This is a genomic window from Tissierella pigra (assembly GCF_018917845.1).
In the GTDB taxonomy this organism is placed as follows: domain Bacteria; phylum Bacillota; class Clostridia; order Tissierellales; family Tissierellaceae; genus Tissierella; species Tissierella pigra.
On record NZ_JAHLPJ010000001.1, the window covers coordinates 3,485,413 to 3,506,324 of the forward strand.

The 20,912-nt window shown below is 31.1% G+C and carries 16 protein-coding genes; 4 read left to right on the forward strand and 12 right to left on the reverse strand.

Translation table 11 applies throughout. The annotated features are described in order from the left end of the window. Positions 1-28 precede the first annotated feature (28 nt). The 3 genes from KQI41_RS16920 to KQI41_RS16930 form a co-directional block, all read right to left on the reverse strand. Positions 29-3,238 (reverse strand): DEAD/DEAH box helicase, encoded by a 3,210-nt coding sequence (locus KQI41_RS16920; RefSeq protein ID WP_216585779.1) that lies wholly within the window; start codon positions 3,236-3,238, stop codon positions 29-31. 120 nt (positions 3,239-3,358) lie between these two features. Continuing rightward, positions 3,359-5,275 (reverse strand): methyl-accepting chemotaxis protein, encoded by a 1,917-nt coding sequence (locus KQI41_RS16925; RefSeq protein ID WP_216585780.1) that lies wholly within the window; start codon positions 5,273-5,275, stop codon positions 3,359-3,361. Positions 5,276-5,372: 97 nt separating this feature from the next. Beyond that, positions 5,373-6,260, reverse strand: a complete 888-nt coding sequence (locus KQI41_RS16930) for a chemotaxis protein CheV (RefSeq protein WP_216585781.1) — start codon at positions 6,258-6,260, stop codon at positions 5,373-5,375. 297 nt (positions 6,261-6,557) lie between these two features. On the opposite strand from KQI41_RS16930, the gene KQI41_RS16935 reads away from it, so the two are divergent. The 3 genes from KQI41_RS16935 (at position 6,558) to KQI41_RS16945 (ending at position 10,144) form a co-directional block, all read left to right on the forward strand. After that, positions 6,558-8,624, forward strand: a complete 2,067-nt coding sequence (locus tag KQI41_RS16935; protein WP_154440658.1) for a methyl-accepting chemotaxis protein — start codon at positions 6,558-6,560, stop codon at positions 8,622-8,624. Positions 8,625-8,709: 85 nt separating this feature from the next. Beyond that, positions 8,710-9,213, forward strand: coding sequence for a flavin reductase (locus KQI41_RS16940; protein ID WP_154440656.1), 504 nt, complete (start codon positions 8,710-8,712; stop codon positions 9,211-9,213). Positions 9,214-9,241: 28 nt separating this feature from the next. After that, positions 9,242-10,144: a hypothetical protein gene (locus tag KQI41_RS16945; RefSeq protein ID WP_216585782.1), complete on the forward strand. Its 903-nt coding sequence runs from the start codon at positions 9,242-9,244 to the stop codon at positions 10,142-10,144. 41 nt (positions 10,145-10,185) lie between these two features. Here the strand turns inward: KQI41_RS16945 and KQI41_RS16950 are convergent, their stop codons facing one another. The 5 genes from KQI41_RS16950 to hypB are packed head-to-tail and all read right to left on the reverse strand — an operon-like array spanning position 10,186 to position 15,066. Next, positions 10,186-10,776, reverse strand: coding sequence for a class I SAM-dependent methyltransferase (locus KQI41_RS16950; RefSeq protein ID WP_154440652.1), 591 nt, complete (start codon positions 10,774-10,776; stop codon positions 10,186-10,188). 9 nt (positions 10,777-10,785) lie between these two features. Further along, the gene (locus KQI41_RS16955) at positions 10,786-11,310 is read right to left on the reverse strand and encodes an ECF transporter S component (RefSeq protein WP_154440650.1); all 525 of its coding nucleotides are present in this window, start codon (positions 11,308-11,310) and stop codon (positions 10,786-10,788) included. Positions 11,311-11,323: 13 nt separating this feature from the next. Beyond that, a complete protein-coding gene (locus tag KQI41_RS16960; protein ID WP_216585783.1) occupies positions 11,324-11,665 on the reverse strand; it encodes a hydrogenase maturation nickel metallochaperone HypA/HybF in 342 nt (113 codons plus the stop codon). Positions 11,666-11,683: 18 nt separating this feature from the next. Beyond that, entirely contained in the window at positions 11,684-14,368 is a 2,685-nt protein-coding gene (locus KQI41_RS16965; protein ID WP_216585784.1) for an FAD-dependent oxidoreductase, read from the reverse strand. 29 nt (positions 14,369-14,397) lie between these two features. After that, positions 14,398-15,066, reverse strand: coding sequence for a hydrogenase nickel incorporation protein HypB (gene hypB / locus KQI41_RS16970; protein WP_216585785.1), 669 nt, complete (start codon positions 15,064-15,066; stop codon positions 14,398-14,400). A gap of 342 nt (positions 15,067-15,408) precedes the next feature. Here hypB and KQI41_RS16975 point away from each other — a divergent pair, with 342 nt between their 5' ends. Continuing rightward, the gene (locus KQI41_RS16975; protein WP_216585786.1) at positions 15,409-16,320 is read left to right on the forward strand and encodes a DUF5692 family protein; all 912 of its coding nucleotides are present in this window, start codon (positions 15,409-15,411) and stop codon (positions 16,318-16,320) included. A 34-nt stretch (positions 16,321-16,354) separates the two neighbouring features. On the opposite strand, the gene KQI41_RS16980 is transcribed toward KQI41_RS16975, so the two are convergent. From KQI41_RS16980 to arcC, 4 genes are all read right to left on the reverse strand, one after another. After that, entirely contained in the window at positions 16,355-17,608 is a 1,254-nt protein-coding gene (locus KQI41_RS16980) for an FAD-dependent oxidoreductase (protein ID WP_216585787.1), read from the reverse strand. Positions 17,609-17,618: 10 nt separating this feature from the next. Further along, positions 17,619-18,665, reverse strand: coding sequence for a helix-turn-helix domain-containing protein (locus tag KQI41_RS16985; RefSeq protein ID WP_216585788.1), 1,047 nt, complete (start codon positions 18,663-18,665; stop codon positions 17,619-17,621). Between the two features lie 62 nt (positions 18,666-18,727). Continuing rightward, entirely contained in the window at positions 18,728-19,915 is a 1,188-nt protein-coding gene (locus KQI41_RS16990; protein ID WP_216585789.1) for a M20 metallopeptidase family protein, read from the reverse strand. Between the two features lie 85 nt (positions 19,916-20,000). Beyond that, on the reverse strand, positions 20,001-20,912 hold the full coding sequence (gene arcC, locus KQI41_RS16995; protein ID WP_216585790.1) for a carbamate kinase: 912 nt from the start codon (positions 20,910-20,912) through the stop codon (positions 20,001-20,003).

Below are 20,912 nucleotides of genomic sequence, written 5' to 3' on the forward strand. Positions count from 1 at the left end.
TAGAAAGACTAGAACTTAGTCTAGTCTTTTACATATCAAATAATGACATTATTTCATCTTCAGATAATTTGGTAATTAATGTTTCTCCTTCTTTGATTACTTTATCTATCATTTCCTTTTTTCTTTCTTGTATATTAAATATCTTTTCTTCTATGGTTCCCTTAGTAACTAGTTTTATTACTTGCACAGTTTCTTCTTGACCTATTCTATGTGCTCTATCTGTTGCTTGATCTTCTACTGCTGGATTCCACCAAGGGTCAAAATGAATTACCATATCTGCTGAGGTTAAATTGAGTCCCGTGCCTCCAGCCTTCAAAGATATTAAAAATATATCTCCTATGCCTTTATTGAAATCCCTTACTAGATTACCCCTTTCTACTATGGGAGTTGAGCCATCTAAATATAGGGTTTTAATTTTCTTCTCTTCTAAAAGAGTTCTAATTTTTTGTAACATTGTGGTAAATTGTGAAAATATTAGTATTCTATGTCCTGATTCTACAGCTTCTACTACGATTTCCTCTAAGGAATCTAGCTTCCCACTTCCGCCATTATATCCCTCTATAAATATTTCAGGGTGACAGCATATTTGTCTTAGTCTAGTCAGTCCTGCAAGTATTTTTATATGACTTCTGCCATATCCTTTTGAATTTATTTCATCATAAATTTCCCCTTTTATTGCCTGTAAATATGCTAAGTATAGTTTTTTCTGCTCTTTAGACATTTCTATCACTATTTTTTGTTCTATCTTATCCGGCAATTCTTTGAGTACATCTTTCTTAGTTCGTCTCAATATAAAGGGTTTAATCTGATCCCTTAATTCCTTTAGCTTTTCATTATTATTTTCCTTAGATATTGGTCTTTCATATTTTTCTCCAAATTTTCTACTGCTTAAAAGATAGCCTGGCATTAGAAAGTCAAATATAGACCAAAGCTCAGATAAGGAATTTTCCATTGGAGTTCCTGTTAAAGCAAAATAATGTTTTGCCCTTATGTTTTTAACGGATTTAGCGTTTAAAGATTCTTGGTTTTTAATGTATTGGGCTTCATCTAATATACAATGTCTAAAGGATATATTTTTATATTCATCTATATCTCTTCTAATCAATGGATATGATGTAATTAATAAATCATAATCCTTGGAATTGCTGATTAGATTTCCTCTGTCCACCTTATTTCCAGTTATAACCAAAGTCCTAAGACTTGGAGCAAATTTTTCCACTTCATCTTCCCAGTTATACACTAAAGATGTGGGTACTATGACTATACTAGGCTCTATACCTTTTTCTTTTTTCTCCGATAATAAGAAACTGATGATTTGAATAGTCTTTCCTAACCCCATTTCATCAGCTAAGATTCCGCCAAAGCCATAGTTAGTTAGTGTTTTTAACCATTTAAATCCAAATCTTTGATAATCCCTTAAATCTGCATTTAGGTTTTCTGGTAATTTGTATTCTATATCTTCTGGATCATTTATATCCCTTACCAATCTTCTAAAGTCTATGTTTTTCTTAATAAAGTCGATTCCCCTATTGTGAATAAATTTATCTAAATACATTGTTCTAAATTTAGGGATCTCCAATGTACCATTTTGAAAGTTTCCTATATCAATATCTAAGTAATCTAACATATCTATTATATCATTAAATTCTTTATTATTAAGGGATAAAAAAGATCCATTTTTTAACTTATAATATATTTTTTTCTTTTTTATGCTCCTAAAGATTTCTTCTAATTCGTTATCTTCTATACCTTCTATATTGAAATCAAAATGAAGCATATCCAACTTATTATCAAGTCTTAATCCACTTCTGAAGTTTTTAGGCCCTATCAGTCCCATATTCTTAAAGCTTTCGGAATAATATATTTCTGAATGTTTTTGTAGTTCTGGAATAATATCATTTATAAAATCAAAAATTTCTTCTTCCTCTTCTAAGTAAAATCCTCCATCTTCCACTTTAAAATCTCCATGCTCTAGAAAAGACATTACAGTTCTTTCCTTTTCTATATCTCTTAACAAAATCTTATTGGTCTTTTTGTTTATATCTTGAGAAGAAAATGGATTTATATCTATATCTCCATAATTAAATATAACTTTACCTAAAATTAAATCTCCTTGTCTATCAAAGTATATAGTTGAGTTCAGCGGTTCACTATGAATTGAATCTTGTACAGTTTTATCTATTTCTAAATTGGAGTTTCGTCTAATAATTGGAAGGATTTCAGATACAAAAGTATTCTTTAACTCTTTTTCTATTCTTATGGCATCCGTATCTTTTCTATTTATTTCATTGAATATAGGTCTTATGGTATTTGTTTGATGTTCTGATAGTTTATAAATATTTCCTTTATAAAAAACATATTTCCAATCTTCCGTTAAAGGAACTATATCCATATCATCTACCTTTAAAAGAAGATCATTTTGACTTTCCACCAGTTTTAAGTTTAAATCTAAATCTCTATGAATAATGGATATTTCTTTGAAATCCATATGATTTATTTCTGCATTGAATTTTCTATTTTTAATTATTTCAAAGAATCTTTCTAAGGATTTTGGACTAAAGTTTACTTGGCTTCCTTTAAATGTACTAAAATGTCTAGAACCAAAATAATTGTTGTAGTTTATTTCATAGTTTTCATATAATATGGTTAAATAGTCTATTAGCTCTTGGTCTTCATTATCAAAACAATGAATCTCTGGAGAATATACGAAGTTTTTCCCAAATTCTATTATTTTTTCTCCACGTATATCCGATATAAATTTTCCTAGACTTCTAATTACATATAGCTTATTTTCTCCTATTCGCATTTCAAGTCTAGGAATTTTATCTGTAAATTTAAAATTTATTTCTAAATTTAAAGGCATTTTAGCATTGTTAGGAGTTTGTCTATAATAATGAAGTATGTTCTTTATATCCCCTTCAGATTTTTGCTTTTTTATTGACCCTGTATTTTCATAGTCCATAATCAACATCAGTAATGCCACTATATGTTTACAATCACCATAATGCTCTTTAAAATCTTGGCAGGTACAAGTTGTTTTTTTTATTGAATTGCTCATATTAAATTCAACTGTTGATTCATATTTGGAATTCCCATATATACTGGCAACATAATAGTTATGACTTGGAGTTGATTTTACTTCTTTTACTTTACCAGAATTATAATATTCTCTCCCCATTATAAAAGTATTATAGGAATCTATTCTATCTATTATTGTTTCATTTGTTAGTCTTGACATCTATTCACCACCAGATTAAATACTTTATATATTATATTATACTTTAAATTTAATTACTTCTCCATGTATTTATCTGGCAGTAATATAGTAATGGTAGAGTATGATATTTTTTATTTTATATTAAAATTTAACTTGAGAAACTATTTCTTCTAATTTTTGTGATATATCTTCATTTTTCTCAATTATACTGCTTATATCATTTATTCCCTCTACTATATTCATATTTTTTTCTGCTATGGTTGTTGCTGCTATAGTTGACTCCTCTACAGTAGTAGATACTTCATTCATAGATACAGTTATTTGATTTACAGTTGCTGCAAGTTCTTCTGCCGTTGCACTAAGATCTGATATTATATTGCTTAAATAAGAACCATCTTCCTTATACTGGGTTATAGCATGTACCATTGAATCATAGTCATTAGTCACATCTTTTTCCAAGAACTCTACTAATACACTTGCTCCATCTATTAGGCGTTCTACAGCCTTAGTAATATTATCTGTTACATCTTGTATTTCTCCAACAGTTGAATTAGAACCTTCAGCAAGTTTTCTTATTTCGTCTGCTACTACTGCAAACCCACGACCACTTTCTCCAGCCCTTGCTGCTTCTATTGCTGCATTTAATGACAATAGTGACGTTTTCTCTGATATTTCAAGTATTGCATTTGATAGTACATTTATTTTATTTACTTCTCTTGAAGCCTCTATAGCTCTTTCAACTTCAGTTTTTGCATCACGATAAACATCCATGGACTTACTTCTAGCTTGAATAAACTGTTCACTTAATCCATCTGCTTTTATACTTATTTCATTAGAAGCATTTGCCCCATCTTCTACTTTAATTGCAAAATCTGATAATGCCCCTTCTATTTCACCAACGGATTCATTTATGGATAAAGTAGTGGCTGTGCTTTCTTCCATACCTGCTGATAATTCTTCTGTAGTTGCTGAAGTATCTTCTGCTTGACCTAATAGATAATAAATTTTACTCACAGTTTCCCTATTTACTTCATAATTGACCTTAACAGAATCATCCATATTCTCCATGAATACTTTAAGTCTTTCTATAATAAGGTCAAAAGACTGATACATCTGCCCCAATTCATCTTTTCTTTTTAAGTCTTTTTCTTCAATCTTCTGTGATAAATCTAGATTTGATATATTCTCAGCAATTTTAACTGACGCAACAATAGGTTTTGTTATAGTATTTGCCATAGATAAAACTAATACTGTAGATACAAGAATTACAGCCACTGCAGCTATTATAGTAAATAATGTTGCCGTATCTATAATCCCCATTGTACTGTCTTTTGATATGGCTATAATTACATTCCAATCTGCTTCCTTTATATTTCCATAGAAGAAAAGTCTTTCTGTACCATCTAAGTCTTTTATAGTTCTATCTTTAATTTCATCCCCTGTTAGTCCTATAATTCCTGCTATTTTTCCTTCCAACAAATCTTCTATCTTACTAAAACTACCTTCCTTAGGTTTAAATTCATCTTCTGGATGGGTCAATATACTTCCATTATTATCTACTAAAAAAGCATATGAATCTTCTCCATAGTCAGCGGAGTCAACATAATCTACTAAATAATTAACCAATATATCCATTCCCATTGCACCTTTTCTACCACTTTTAGTCTCAAACTGTTTAGCAATAGTAATTACCATATCTCCTGTTATGGTATCTATATATGGCTCAGTTATGAAAAAATCTTCAGTAGACATGGCTCCTACATACCAAGGTCTAGTCCTTACATCAAAATCTGGGGGAAGATCTACATCTTCTCCTAAGTAGGTTTCTTTATTATCATAACCAATATAGAAGACATTTTCCGAATATTGTTTAGTCAGTCTTTTTAGAAAGGATACCATGGTGTCACTGTCATAGACCTCATCATAGATTGATGTTTCTATAATACCGTTTAAAAACTCTTTTTGTTCTATTATCCATTTATCCATTTCCTTAGCAGCACTATTTGCCTCTAATATAAGTTTCTCATTAATTTCCTTTTCTAAGTTTTTAATAAACAAAGAATAGTCAATACCTGAAATAATCAAAATTGAGACAATACAAATTGCTGTTGTAAATACTAATAGCTTCTATTTTAATTTCACAAAACTTTCCTCCTTATTTTTTTATATTTCTTTGACTTCCAATTTCCATAACCATACTGATTAATTTATCTATCTCTGGCTTTGTAATCTGTCCATCAGCACCAACACTTAAACCTCTATGTTTTAAGTTTTCACTAACAATAGATGAAAATAGAATTACAGGAATACTTTTTAATCTTTCATTGGTTTTTATCTCTCTTGTTAAAGTCAATCCATCCATAACCGGCATCTCTATATCAGTAATAACACAATATACTTCATCTTCTGATACTTGACGTAAATAATCAAGTGCCAATTTACCATTACTAAATTTTTCTACAATGGCTCCTGCTTTAATAAATGATTCATTTACTATTTTAATCAAAAAAACCGAGTCTTCTGCTACTACTATTTTCTTTCCTTCTAATCCTCGTGTACGGCTTGACTCTTTTAATGACAGAGATGGGTCTATGTCAGCAAGTATTTTTTCAAAATCTAGCATTAAGATAATCCTTTCATTATCTTTAACTACTCCAGTTGTAGGCGTTTCATTATGAGAAATTAGTATATGTGAAGGTGATTCTATATCTTGCCATGATAATCTTTTAATACCTTCAACTCCACTAACTTCAATGGCAAAATCATTATTATTAATATGGATTAAAATTAACAATCTGCGTTCATTTGGGTCTTGACACTCTTTACTTAAAGCTTTTAACATATTAATTACTGGAATAACTCTTCCTCTGTAGTTTATAACACCTTTTACATTTTTATGAGCATTAGGAACATCTGTAATTGGCAAAGTTTCAATAATGCTCTCCACTTTTGCCACATTTACTCCAAGTATGCTCTCCCCTACATTAAATACAACAATTTCCAATTCATTAGTTCCACTTTCTAATAATATCTCCTGACTCATTTTATCTCCTCCAATCTAGAAATTAAAAACTGAATACTTTGTGCCATATTTATTTCAATAAACATATTTCACCAATTATACCCCTTAACTCTGAAAAAATTCTAAACAAATAAACTTTTTTGACTATCTTTGTCTATTTTTGTCTTTAATCTTTTATTCTTTAGAGTTGTTTGTCTTAAAACCATATATTTTACCTTATGTTAAATGTATGTTAAACTTTGCGAATTTTATCAACATTTGCATTTTTATGTCACATTCGGGTATCTTTAGATATATAAGTATGAGGGGGGAGTTTATATGATGAAATTTAGAAGTATAAAGTTTAAAAGTATAAGAGCTTCATTGTTAAGTATTATTTTACCTTTAGTAATTATAGGTATGATTTCTATTTCAATAATCAGCTATTTTTATTCTAAGTCTATAATTAATAATGAAATTGCAGAGAAGATGAATTCTCAAATAAACTTTATTGCTGAATCCATTGAGAAAAATTTGTCTACTCATAACCAATTGGCTGTAACTTTAGCTAAATCTGTTGAAGCCTCTCTTTCTACTGCTAATGAGGAGACATATATTTCAACTATTAAAAAATTTGTAACTACTAATAATGATACTTTTGGATCTGGTATATGGTTTGAACCTTATGCCCTTAATAATGAAGAAAAATACTTTGGTCCTTATGTTCATAAAGAAAATGGACAAGTGTACTTAACTATGGAATATAGCAATGATAGTTATAATTATTTTGAATATGATTGGTATATTAACGGCAAAAATGCCGTTAGTGATTCTGCATGGAGTGAACCTTATTATGATGAAACTTCAAATATTACGATGATTACTACTTCTGTTCCATTTTTGGGAGACTCTCAAGAAGTACTAGGAGTAGTCACAGCAGATATAGACTTAAATAGTATACAAAATCTAATAGCTGAAGTAGAAGTGGGAAAAACAGGATGGGCATTTTTACTTAATAATGATGGACTATATATTGCAGATAAAAATTTAGATAAGATTATGAAAGATAATATTTTAATGGAATCTAATCAAAGTTTCGTAGAAATGGGAAATAAGATCCTGGAAACTAAATATGGAAATGGAGATTATTTAGATAATGGTGAAAAGTTTACAGTACATTATTCTCAAATTCCACAAACAGGTTGGATTATTGGACTTACCATATCTCAAAGTGAATTATATACCCCCTTAAAGAGTTTAATGACAAATATATTTATATCTTTTATAATAAGTTTAATTCTAGTAACCATAGGAGTTGTAATATATGCCATAAATTTAACTAAAAAAATGACTAAGTTAAAAGAAACGGCTGAATTTCTTGCTGACGGAGATTTCTCAGTTAGCACAGATATAGACTCTGTAGATGAAATAGGTGTCTTATCAAATAGTTTCAACTCTATGGTTCATAGTATAAGAAATCTTTTATCTGATGCAATAAATATAAGTAATGAAGTTTCAAATTCTGCCACTAATTTAGCTGCAACATCAGAGGAAACTGCTGCTTCTTCTGAAGAAATTGCTAGAACTATCGAAGAAATTGCTCGTGGAGCTGAAGACCAAGCCCACGATGCAGAAAGTTCTTCAATTATAGCCACATCTTTAGATGAAAAATTTAGAACATTAAAGATTAATAGTAGTATAATGTATGAAAATGCCCATGAAGCAAATAAAGCAAATAGTTCTGGCACCTTAGCTGTTAAAGAACTAATAGAAAAGACAAATTCAAATAATCAGTCTATGGTTAGAATCGAGAAAGCTATCCAAGAATTAAATCAAAAATCCAGTAATATTGGAGAAATATTAGACACTATATCTTCAATTGCTGAGCAGACTAATTTGCTTGCATTAAACGCCTCTATAGAGGCTGCAAGAGCTGGAAATGCTGGAAGAGGATTTGCTGTAGTTGCAAATGAAATTAGAAAACTTGCCGAAGGCTCCAAAAATGCTGCTAGTAAAATAGTTGAAATCGTTGAAAGTCTTCAACTGGAAAGTAATAATACTGTTTCTATAATGAGTGAAGTAAAATCTATATCGGAAGAACAAACGAAGGCTGTTGAAAGTGTTAACTTAACATTTAATGCCATATATGAATCTATTAAAAAAATTACTGCTGAAATAGAAGGTGTAAATAGCTTTATAGATATTTTAAATGAAGATAAGGACAAAATTGTTAGCTCCATTGAAAACATTTCAGCCGTATCACAAGAGACAGCTGCTGCTTCTGAAGAAATTACTGCATCTATGGAACAACAAGTATCTGCCATTGATGAAGTAGCTAAAAATGCTGAAATCTTAAATGAACTTTCTATAAATCTAAATGACAAAATAAATAAGTTTAAAATATAGAATGGGTTCATCTAATGATTTGTCAAGTCTTCATCTTTTGTTATATAATAAGATATATAATAAATTTTGTAGGGGGTAGTGTTTTATGTTTAAAGAAATTAGACCTGAAGAATTTAATTTTAGTCCATTTAAGTTAATCGGTAAGGATTGGATGTTGATTACTGCTGAGAAGGAAGGAAAAGTCAATACTATGACTGCCTCTTGGGGTGGTTTAGGTGTAATGTGGAATAAAAATGTAGCATATATTGTTATTCGACCTCAAAGATATACAAAGGAATTTGTAGATAGTTCTGATTCATTTTCTTTGACTTTCTTTGATGACAATTTTAAAGACATATTATCCTATCTTGGTAATAAATCTGGTAGAGATGAAAATAAGATTGAAAAATCTAATCTTACAGTTATATATGATGACAATATTCCTTATTTTAAGGAAGCAAATATATCAATTTTTTGTAAAAAATTATTTGCACAGGAATATAAGCCTGAATCTTTCATAGTTCAAGATCTTAACGAAAAAAATTATCCTAATGCTGACCATCATACATTATATATAGGCGAAATAACAAAGATTCTTGCGAAGGAATAAGTTATTATGATTTTTAGGAGATATTGTTATGGAAAAGAAAACAAATAAATTTGTAATTCCAGTTTTAATTGCTTTGCTTTTTATGAACTTTTTTCTACTTAATAAAGTAATAAATATAGATAATAGATTAAATCATTTATCCAGTAATGTTAATGGAATTAATGATCATGTATCTAGAACCCTTGATGGTTTATCTCATGATATTTCAAGCAAACTGGAAAAACAAGCTAGTATAATCAATGATTTTTATTACGAATTTGGAAGTATACAAGATGGAAATGTGGATATATCTCTATCCGTTAGTCCTAAGTCCATATCCAATGATGATAAGTTTTATTTTTCATATAAAATTGGAGACAGCGATTATAGTCTTATGGAAGCCATAAGTTCCGATGGAATTAATTATAATTCTTCCATCAATATTCCTATGAAAGACACTTTAAATCTAGACTTTGTAATAGATACTGGTACTACAAAGAAAGTTGAACATCTAGAAAATCTGCCTGCCTTTGAGTGGCAATTGTTAGAAAGCTTTAGAGTAAGTACAAGAGGTGGATATTCCTATGTCAATCCTAATAAATCATTATCCTTTACAAATGCTACTTATGGTTTTGAGCATTTTTTGAAAAAGAAAGATGAAAATGCTTCTTTAAGAGATGTATCTCTTATTTTAAAGCATAATGATAATATAATAAAAACTTATCCTATGGAAGAGGATCCTATGGAAACCCATGACTCTTATATCTACTACCTTGCTACTATTGATGATTTTACCTTGAAACTAGATACTAATGATACATTTGAAATCTATATAACTGCAAAGGATATAAGGGGGTTCAATATCAAAGCTAATATTGACAAATTTACTATTGGTAACAATGGTGATATTGATTCAGATTTTGATCATACGGAGAATATTATAATATATTAAAAAAACTAGGATTTACCTAGTTTTTTTAATATATTATAATATTATTTATATCCCATGATTATAAACATATCTTCATTATCCACTTCTTCTAAAATTTTAAGTCCTGCCTTTGAAAAAAATGATTCCATAGTTTTCATTGTAGGAAGATTATCTTCTTTAACAGTTTCGTCTGCACTTTTATGAAGATTGTTAATATCTTCTCTGCTTTGGGAATGGCAAATTATAAGTCTACCATTTTCCTTTAGTTTTTTTGCTAATTTACAAACTGCTTCCTCTTTTCTATCTTGAAAATGAGGGAACATAGAGTAGCAAATAATATAATCATAACTTTCTATTTCATTATTCTCTAAAATATCAGTACATTCAAATACGATATTTTCATATTTATTCTTTTCCTTAGCGACTTCAATCATTTTTTCAGCTATATCAACTGCCTTTACTCTGCCTAATTTACCTACTTTTTGAGATAAACTTGGAATCAATACTCCTGTTCCTGTTCCCACATCTAAAACATGGCTGCCTTTCTTTATGTCTATTAGGTCCAGTATATATTCTACCTTTATCATATTGTGATTACATACTTCATCCCAAGTATTTGCTATATTGTTGAAAAAATCTTTTTGTGATTTCATTTCTTTCCCCTATACTGCTGTATTTTTAAATCTGTTAGTTGATAATACAATTATAGGTATTAAGATTAATTGTATTACAATTCCTGGAAGTCCATTAATAATTGCACCTTGTATAAATAAAACTGGACTTGGAAGTTGTACTGTAAAAAATGTTATCAATGCCCATACAGCTATGCCAGCCATTATTCTACCACATATCATACTAATAATAAGTGATATATAGACATTAAGTTTTAATTTTCTATAAAGTAAACTTACTACAGCACTATAAACTGTCAATTCTAAAGCCATATATGGCAGTACTGGAAAAACTGGCGGCATCCCAGTTAGTAACGAACTTAAAACAGGAGTCAATATACCTACAGCAATTGCAAATGGTAGTTCTAAAAAGAAACCAGCAATTAATACAGGAATGTGCATAGGAAGAAAGACTGGACCTCCCCCTCCAAATCCATGAAATACTATAGGCAATATAAGTCCCATAGATACAAATATTCCTGCTAATACTAAATCATTTGTTTTTTTATTTTTCATATAATCCTCTCTCTCAACATGCAATTATTTCTTTAATCATAAATTCTTTTCCACTTAATAACTCTATATCCTCTCCACTGCAATGGGGGCAGCAGTATTTATTCTCAATTAAGTTAAATACTTTACCACAGTTTCCACACATTCCATTTGCTGGTAAAACTTCTATTTGAAGTTTTGTGTTCTCAAGTATGGTTCCATGAACTGCCGCTGGATAACAAGCTTCAATATATCTGGGTATCATAGAAGATAATTGTCCTATTTGAAGTACTATAGTATCTATATCTGTTATTCCATTGACCTTAGCAAAATTCTCCACTGTTTTAGCAACCTTAATAACTACACCTAGTTCATGCAAATAACTCACTCCTATATTCTACTTATAGACACCTACAGATTTTTTTACCTTGTGAACAACCATTCTTCCTTTACGTTTAATCATATTTTTAACTATTATTGGTTTTAAATCTTCAAAGGATATATTTTCTTCATCATATTTTCTTACAAGGGATATGGCATCAAATTTACATCTTGTTGTGCAAGCTCCACATCCTATACATAGGTACTCATCTGATACTGTTGCTCCACAACTTAAACAGCGTTCTGTTTCCTTCTTTACCTGTTCTTCAGTGAAAGTATCTCTTAAATCTTTAAAAGAAGTCTTTGCTACTTTTCCATCTACATGGTCTATTTTCTGCCTTGGAGTATTATCATAGCCTTCAAATACTAGATTTTCCTTATCTAACTTATGGTATAGTTTTCTATCACGACCTAATACTAAACTTTGTCCAGGCTGAACGAAACGATGAATAGAAATTGCTGCTTCTTTACCTAAAGCAATAGCATCTATGGCAAATCTAGGACCTGTCATGGCATCTCCACCTGCGAACATATCTGGTTCAGCAGTTTGAAGTGTAAATGAGTCGGCTTTAATTGTCTTATTTGGATTAAGTTCTATTTTAGAATCCTCCAATAGATTCCCCCATTCAATTCCTTGACCTATGGATAACAATATATGGTCTGCTTTTACTGTAATAGTAGTATCTTCATCATACTGTGGACTGAATCTTCTGTTTTCATCAAATACTGAAATACATTTTTTAAATTCCATAGCCACTACACGACCATTTTCTCTAATGATTCTTTTAGGTCCCCAAGAGTTGTTAATTACAATGTCTTCTGATTCAGCTTCTTGGACTTCTTCATCTAAGGCTGGCATTTCTTTTCTACTTTCCAAACAGAACATATCTACCTTTGCCGCTCCTACTCTTGTAGCTGTCCTAGCTACGTCTATGGCTACGTTTCCTCCGCCTATGACTATTACATTTCCTTGGAGATTTACTTCTTTACCAAGATTTACCTCACGAAGAAAATCTACACCTGTAATAACGCCTTCTCCATCTTCTCCCTCAATGCCTAAATTTCTTCCTGATTGTGCTCCTATTGCAAGATAAAATGCTTCGTATCCCTGTTGTCTTAATGTCTTTAAGCTTATATCTTTGCCTACTTCAATACCAGTTTTAAACTCTACTCCTAATTCCTTTAGAATATCTATTTCTGCATTTACAACATCTTTTTCTAGTCTATAGGATGGAATTCCAAGAGTTAGCATACCACCTAATACTTGTTGTTTCTCAAATACTGTTACCTTATATCCATCAATTGCCAAATAATATGCACAGGATAACCCAGAGGGTCCTGCACCTATAACAGCTATTTTCTTTCCATAATTATGTCTAAGTTTTGGTATATATCGATTTTTCTCATTTAAGTCCTGCTCTGCTATAAACTTTTTAATATCATCTATGGCTATTGGATCATCTATATCTCCCCTAGTACATTCTGCCTCACATTTCCTTGGACATATACGTCCACACACTGCTGGAAAAGGATTTTCATTTTTAATTAATTCAAGAGCCTCCTTATATTTACCTTGAGAAGCTAATTTGATATAACCTTGTACAGAAATATGAGCTGGACACTGAGTTTTACAAGGGCTTGTACCAGAATCTACTACATTTTCTCTATTTATACGATAATCTGGGTTCCATTTATCTGAAGTCCATTCCGTATTAGATGGTAGGTCTATTCTTTTATTTTCTTCAATAGCAGTCTTTGTACATATTTTTTGACCTAGCTTTAAGGCATTTACTGGACATACTTGAACACACTCTCCACAGGCAACACATTTTTCTTTATCTACATGGGATACATAGTTAGACCTAACCATGTCGTTATTTAAAAACATTCCTGCTGTTCTTAAAGATAAGCAGCTACAGCCACAACAATTACATATTGCATGGGTTTTTCCAGTTCCATCTAAATTAGGTATCTGGTGCATCAGCCCATTTTCCTCTGCCCTTTTTATGATTTCAAAAGCTTCTTCTTTAGTTATTTCTTTACCTCTGCCTGTACGAATATAGTATTCTGCCGCATGACCTAATTGAATACACATATCTTCCTTTAAATGTCCACATCCTTCTCCCATGATTTCCCTAGATGTACGACAAGAACAGTCAGATACTGAAAATATATCACTGTCATTTAAGTATTTTGATACTTCCTCATAAGATGCTCTCCTAGTCTCACCATCAATGGCAGTTTCTATAGGTATAACACGCATTAGACCTTTACCTACTGGAAATACACCTGCTGTTTTTGGTCCTCTTACTCTTCCGTAGGCTTCAAATGCCTCTGCTATTTGAGGATATTTTTTTACATTTTCCTTATTGTTTACCATCATTTCCATAACCCCTGGCACCCAAGTATCAAGCCAGTATTTATCTTCTCCATCTATTTCGTTTACAAAACAAGCACCAGCCATTGCCAATTCCCATAGATGTTTTTCTGCATATTCTATAGACTTTCCACATAAAGGTGCTACTTCTTTTGCACTTTTTGGCTTTCTAAATTCCAAACATAATCCTACTTCTGCCATTTCATCTGTGACAACTGGTTCTAAAATCATATACTCAGGGTCATTATAGTTATATGAAGATTTTGAGCCTTGCTTTTTTCTACCAATATGGTTTGCTAATTCTAATACTTTTGGTTTTCCCATAGACTTTCCCTCCTATTGTATACTCTCTACTACTCTTGCCAGTTTTTCACTTCTTCTCTAATCCAATTTGCCCATTCATCAATTCCCTCTCCTGTTCTTGCAGATATTGGGATTATTTTTATATTTGGATTTAATTTCTTCGCACGTTCCACTACAGCTTCTAGGTCAAAATCAAAATAATCTAAGGCATCTATTTTATTAATAAGTAAAACATCTACAATTGAGAACATCAATGGATATTTTAATGGTTTATCGTCTCCCTCTGGTACACTTAGTATCATAGCGTTTTTAGATGCGCCTGTATCAAATTCTGCTGGACATACAAGATTTCCTACATTTTCTAATATTATAAAATCAAGGTTTTCAGTACCTAATCCCTCTAGACCTTGCTTAGTCATATCAGCATCTAAGTGACACATTCCCCCTGTGTGTAATTGAATAACCTTTGTACCTGTCTGAGCTACTGCATAAGCATCTACGTCAGAGTCTATATCTGCTTCCATTACTCCAATTCTCATGTCATTTTTCAATGCTTCAATGGTCTTTAAAACTGTAGTTGTTTTTCCAGAACCTGGTGCTGACATTAGGTTTAGTAAAAACGTATTATTATTCTTCAATTCACCTCTAAGTAAATCTGCCTGCTTATTGTTATCCTCAAAAATACTTTCCTTAATTTCTAAAACCTTAAATTCCTTCATTCTATCCGCCTCCTATAAAGTTTCATTAATCTAAAGTGGTTACTATAATCAATATGAATCGTTACTTTTTTGTCACTTTAATTGTATTTAAAATAAATTTTATTGTCAAAAATTCAAGGATTGAGCATTTCCAATGTTATCTAACTTTTCATTTCATGTATGGTTTACAGTTATAATATAATAAACCTTTATATCAATGGGTTATAAGATTATGATATGTAAATATTACTTGAATGTAAAAAAGTCCTTGAAATACATTAACTAGGTGATAAACTAGTAGTTAAATATATGTTATTTTTTTAACCTAATTTTAAAAATATAATATGAAAGGAGTTTTTGGCTATGTTCTTTTTTGAATCACTTCCTTGGTATAACATAATTATGTGGTTTGTAGTTCTTTTTATTCTTATGGGTTTAAATGAACTGTCACGATCTAGCAAAAAGATAAGTATCTTTATGTTTATGATTCTGCCAATAATCTTGACTATCATTTGGGTTGTTAAAGGACCTAATGAAATTACTTCTTGGTTTACCTGGATCAAGGTATATTCAGCACTAGCTGGCTGTCTAATCTATATGGTTGTGAGATTTACAGATTATCATAAGAAACATAAATGGTATTTAACACTTATTCCTGCAATCTTAGCTATTAATATTCTAGAAGCTGTAATAAGGGAATTTCAAGTTGGTATAGCTAGATTCAATGGAATAGTTGATGGTATGTATTATATTTCGGGAGGATGGAATTACTTAAATGCCATAGCTGGAATTATAAATATATTAGTAATATGTGGCTGGTTTGGTATCCACTCTACATCAGGTAAAAGAAAAGATATGATATGGCCTGATCAAAACTTTTTATATATTATAGCTTATGGAATATGGAATATATCATATGTATATTCCTGTGCACCTGGTAATGCCATATATTCTGGACTGGCTCTTAATCTTGCTCCTACTATCTCTGCTCTTTTATGGTCTAAGGGAACTTGGATGCAGAATCGTGCCCATACTCTATTTTTCTGGATGTCCTGGGTTATGACCTTTCCATATTTCTTTGCTACAGGCAGTATTTTTAATGTAAAGGTTAGTTATAATCCTTATGCCAATTGGACTCTAGCAATAATATCCTTGGCTCTCAATGTAATATTGGCAGTTTGGCAATTCCATAGGATTTTTAAATATGGTTTAAATCCTCTAAAAGATGAAATTTGGAATAATACAGAAGAAAATTCAAAGTTAAAATCTATATAATATAGAAAACTCCCTTTTGGGAGTTTTTTTGTGGTTAAAAAAACCTATTTAACAAATCAATAGAATATCGAATACAGTTTTCCATGGAAAGGGTACTCATAATTTCCCCTCCTAAGAATATATTATTTTTCCCCTGCATTTCCTCCATTTTATCATAAAACCCATTTTCCAATGTATTAGTATCCACATAGGGACAATGTTTCCAACTTTTAGCCTGATAAAGTCTTGGATTTTCTACTCCTAGCTTTAATAAATCGTTTTTAATAATGTCTAGTGGGGGAATCTTAGTATTTTTAGGAGGATTATATGCGTAAACCATAGTCATTCCTTCGCCTTCTTCCTCATCCCATCTGGAATTCCATATATTTATATGACCATTTTGGTCAATAGATAAATTCTCCAATATGCAACCACATCCCTTGGGTATTTCATTTGCTATAAATCCATAGACATTAAAGGATTGATATTTTATGTTTTTTAGATTTTCTCTCATATCTTCATCCCAAATGCGGAGATTTGCGAATTGCTCTAAAGGTGCAGTAATAATAACCTTATTGAATTCAAGTGATTCCAATTGAGTCTTTACCACTAATGTTTCTTTGTCAGAAAGTATAATATCCACTACCTTTTGCCCTAATCTAATATCTCTAATCTCCTGACTTAAACGTTCTGTCAATGAAGATACTCCATTTTTCCATGTAATAAATTCTGGCAATTCCATAAAGGACATTAAATTTTCGTAATTTAATATTCTAAGTACATATAGGGCTGGTACTTCTTCAATATTTCCTAATCCAAAGATAGTAAAATATTGGGTATAGATTGTCTTTAAAATTCGGAATTCATGTATATCACACCATTTTGAGAATGGAAGCATTAGTGCTGGTTCGATATTTTCAATATTTGATTTTCTAAATGATTTATACATCTCCAATACATTTGGAAATCTATCTAATTCAGTGATAAAATCTCTTAATTCTTCTTTTGAGATTGGCATGATTTTCTGACCTTTAGTATTGTAATTGGTACGAGATAGCTTTGGACCATCTGCTTTAATATTTAGCCTTTTCATCAAGGATTTAAGATACGGCTGTGATGGCAGTCCAAAAATAGCACCTAATTCATGAGACTTTTCTCTATGCCATATTGTATAAAGTTTTCCACCTATACGTTCAGCTTTTTCAAAAACAGTAATATTTCTATATCCTCTTTTTTGCAGTCCTTCGGCTATAACAAGACCTGAAAGTCCTCCACCTATTACTGCAATTTTACAATCTTCTTTATTCACTGTTATCACCTCAATTGGAATGATTTATCAATGCTAAAATCCACAGTGGCAATGTGTCTAAATCCACATTATTTTGTAATGCTCTTTCAAGTACAACTTCTACAGGAGTTTTGCCTTTATTGAAGCCTTCTTGGATTATGGTGCTAAAATTATAATCACGTATAAATTTATTTAATGCTCGTTCAACCTTTATAAATGAATTGAGTTCATTATTAGAATTGATTTTATTATAAAACTCTGTTACTAAAAACTCGTTAAATAGTGTTAAATCCTCTAATTCCATAATATCCTCTAAAGATATAAATATATGATTTATATTCAGTTCACCCATAAGCTCCTTATATTTATCACCTCTTACGAAATAAGGAAGAAATTCTTTTTTCCTATTGGTCGCTAAATTTTCAATATTTATATTGAATATCCTCAATAGATAAACTAGTTTACGCTCAAAATGATGCCAAACATCAATATCCTGCTTTTTATTATATAATTTCACTGCTACCCATTTTGAATCCATATCGTAAAAGCTATATTGATATATTTTGCCTATACCATCAAAAGTTCCTATAAAGTCAATTCTCTGAACAACTAAATATCCTGGGTATATTCTTTGTTTATTAAAAAGTCCTATTAACTCCTTGTTTTCCTTAGGGTTAATTTTTTTATGTAATATTTTATTCTGAGAATATTTTAGTCTGTCAGTTTTCCTCGTCAAATTATTTCTCTTTAAAACATTATATATCCCAGTCTCCCCCACATCAATGCCCTCAGCTTTTAGTTCATAGTATATTCTTTTAGGACCATCTGAAGGATAGCTTCCAACATACTCTAGTATCTCCTGCTCAATAATTTTACTAATCTTATTTGGCATTTCAGGTTTCTTAGGCTCTTTTATTTCTAAACCTAGCATACCATGTTTTTGATAGGCTCTTTGCCAATTGTAAAAGGTTGTCCTAGAAATACCAAATAACTCACAGGTACGGGAAACATTTCCTTCCTTTATGGCATGTTTCAATATCATATATTTATTATGTGCATTGAACTCTTTAGATTTCATATTAATAACTCACTCCATCTTATCCTATTATCACCATTATATACTAAAAACTAGGCATAAGCCTAGTTTTCATTTAACCAATCTATTGTACTTTGTATAATAAGGGCTGCACCCTTCCATATGTCTTCTTCATCTATGTCAAATTTAGGGTTATGATGTGGATAGAATTGTCCGTCTATTTCCCCTGGGTTACTTAGATAGAAGAATGTACCCGGAACTCTTTGTAAGAAAAAGGACATATCCTCTGCACCCATTACAGGTACTTTCATCTCTACTATATCATCTTCTGGGATTATCTTCTTAGCCGATTCTACAAATCCCTTGGTAAACTCCTCTGAGTTTATAAGTGCGGGATAACAGAATTCATAGTCAATCTCATAATTGGCTCCATGTGCCATGGTTATTCCCTTTACTATCTCCTCGATTCTTCTAGAAATTCTCTGCCTAGTATCTTCATTTACTGTTCTTATGGTTCCTTGGATTTCAACTGAATCTGGAATTATATTATGGTTAAATCCTCCATCTATTCTAGTAACAGATACTACTGCTGGTTCCACTGGATCTATTTCACGGCTGATTATTGTCTGTAATGCTAAAACAATTTCAGAAGCTGTAACAATGGGATCTATAGCTTGATGAGGATATGCACCGTGAGAGCCTTTACCATTTATTTTTATATACATTACATCTACTGCTGCCATCATAGCTCCATAGGATACTCCTATTTTTCCCTTAGGAATTCCTTTACCTAAGTTACCTAAATGTAATCCCATTACAGCATCTACCTTAGGGTTTTCCAAAGCACCTTCTTCTATCATAGGTTTTGCGCCACCTGGATATTCTTCTCCAGGCTGAAATAATAACTTTACATTACCTTTAAATTTATCTTTATTTTCATTCAATATCTTAGCCACTCCCAGCAAAACGGCAGTATGTCCATCATGTCCACAGGCATGCATACATCCATTATCTGATGCAAATTCTAATCCTGTTTCCTCTTTAACAGGAAGAGCATCTGTATCAGCCCTTAATCCTATGGTCTTTCCTTCTTCTTTACCTTTTATTAACCCTACGATGGCATTTCCATTTACTAAGGTATGATATTCTATATTCATATTATCTAATTCATCCATTATAAACTTTGAGGTTTTTCGCAGGTTTAGTCCTACTTCTGGTATTTGATGAAGCTTTCTTCTCCAGCTGATTATATCTTTTTCTATTTTCTTCACTTCTTGGATTATATTGAACATATTTACATCACCTCAAGGATTAATTTGTGAATCTATAATGAAAATTATGTTCTAATTATATCATATAATCCATCCTATTATTACTCTAACTATTATATATTATTGTTCCGCTTTCTCCAACCAATGCTTCTTTTGCTTTTTCTAATGAAGCTATTATTGCTTGTCTTCCTTTTCTTGATTTAGCAAAATTTACTGCAGCTATTACTTTTGGAAGCATACTTCCTGGTGCAAATTGTCCTTTTTCTATATATCTATAAGCCTCTTCTATAGACATCTTATCTAAATTGATTTGGTTTTCCTTTCCAAAGTTAATGGCTATTCTATCTACGGCTGTTAGGACGAATAAATAGTCTGCATCAATTAATTCTGCAATCTTTCCACTAGCAAAATCTTTATCTATTACACCATTAACTCCTTCATATCCAAAGTCTTTTTTAACTACTGGAATTCCGCCGCCGCCAACTGTTATTACTATATGTCCATCCTTAACTAAAGTTTTTATACATTCTTTTTCAACAATATCTGTAGGTTTTGGTGAAGCCACTACTCTTCTATATCCTCTTCCAGAATCCTCTATTATTTTATATCCTTTTGCTATTACTAATTCTTCTGCTTCCTCTTTAGAATAAAATCTTCCTATAGGCTTTGTAGGATTCTGTAAAGCTTCATCATTTTCATCTACTACAACTTGAGTTACTATGGTTACCACATTTTTATTTATATTTCTTCTATTTAACTCTTCATATATTCTATTTTGGAGATGGTATCCAATATATCCCTGACTCATTGCAATACATTCTGGAAAAGGCATAGATATTTCTTCCATAGCTAGGTTAATCATACCTACTTGGGGACCATTTCCATGAGCAATTATTACTTCATGCCCTTTCTCTATAAGGTCTACTATTGGTCTTGCTGTTTCCTTTACTAGTTCAAATTGTTCCTTTGGAGTATCTCCTAAAGCATTTCCTCCTAAAGCAATTAATATTCTGCTCAT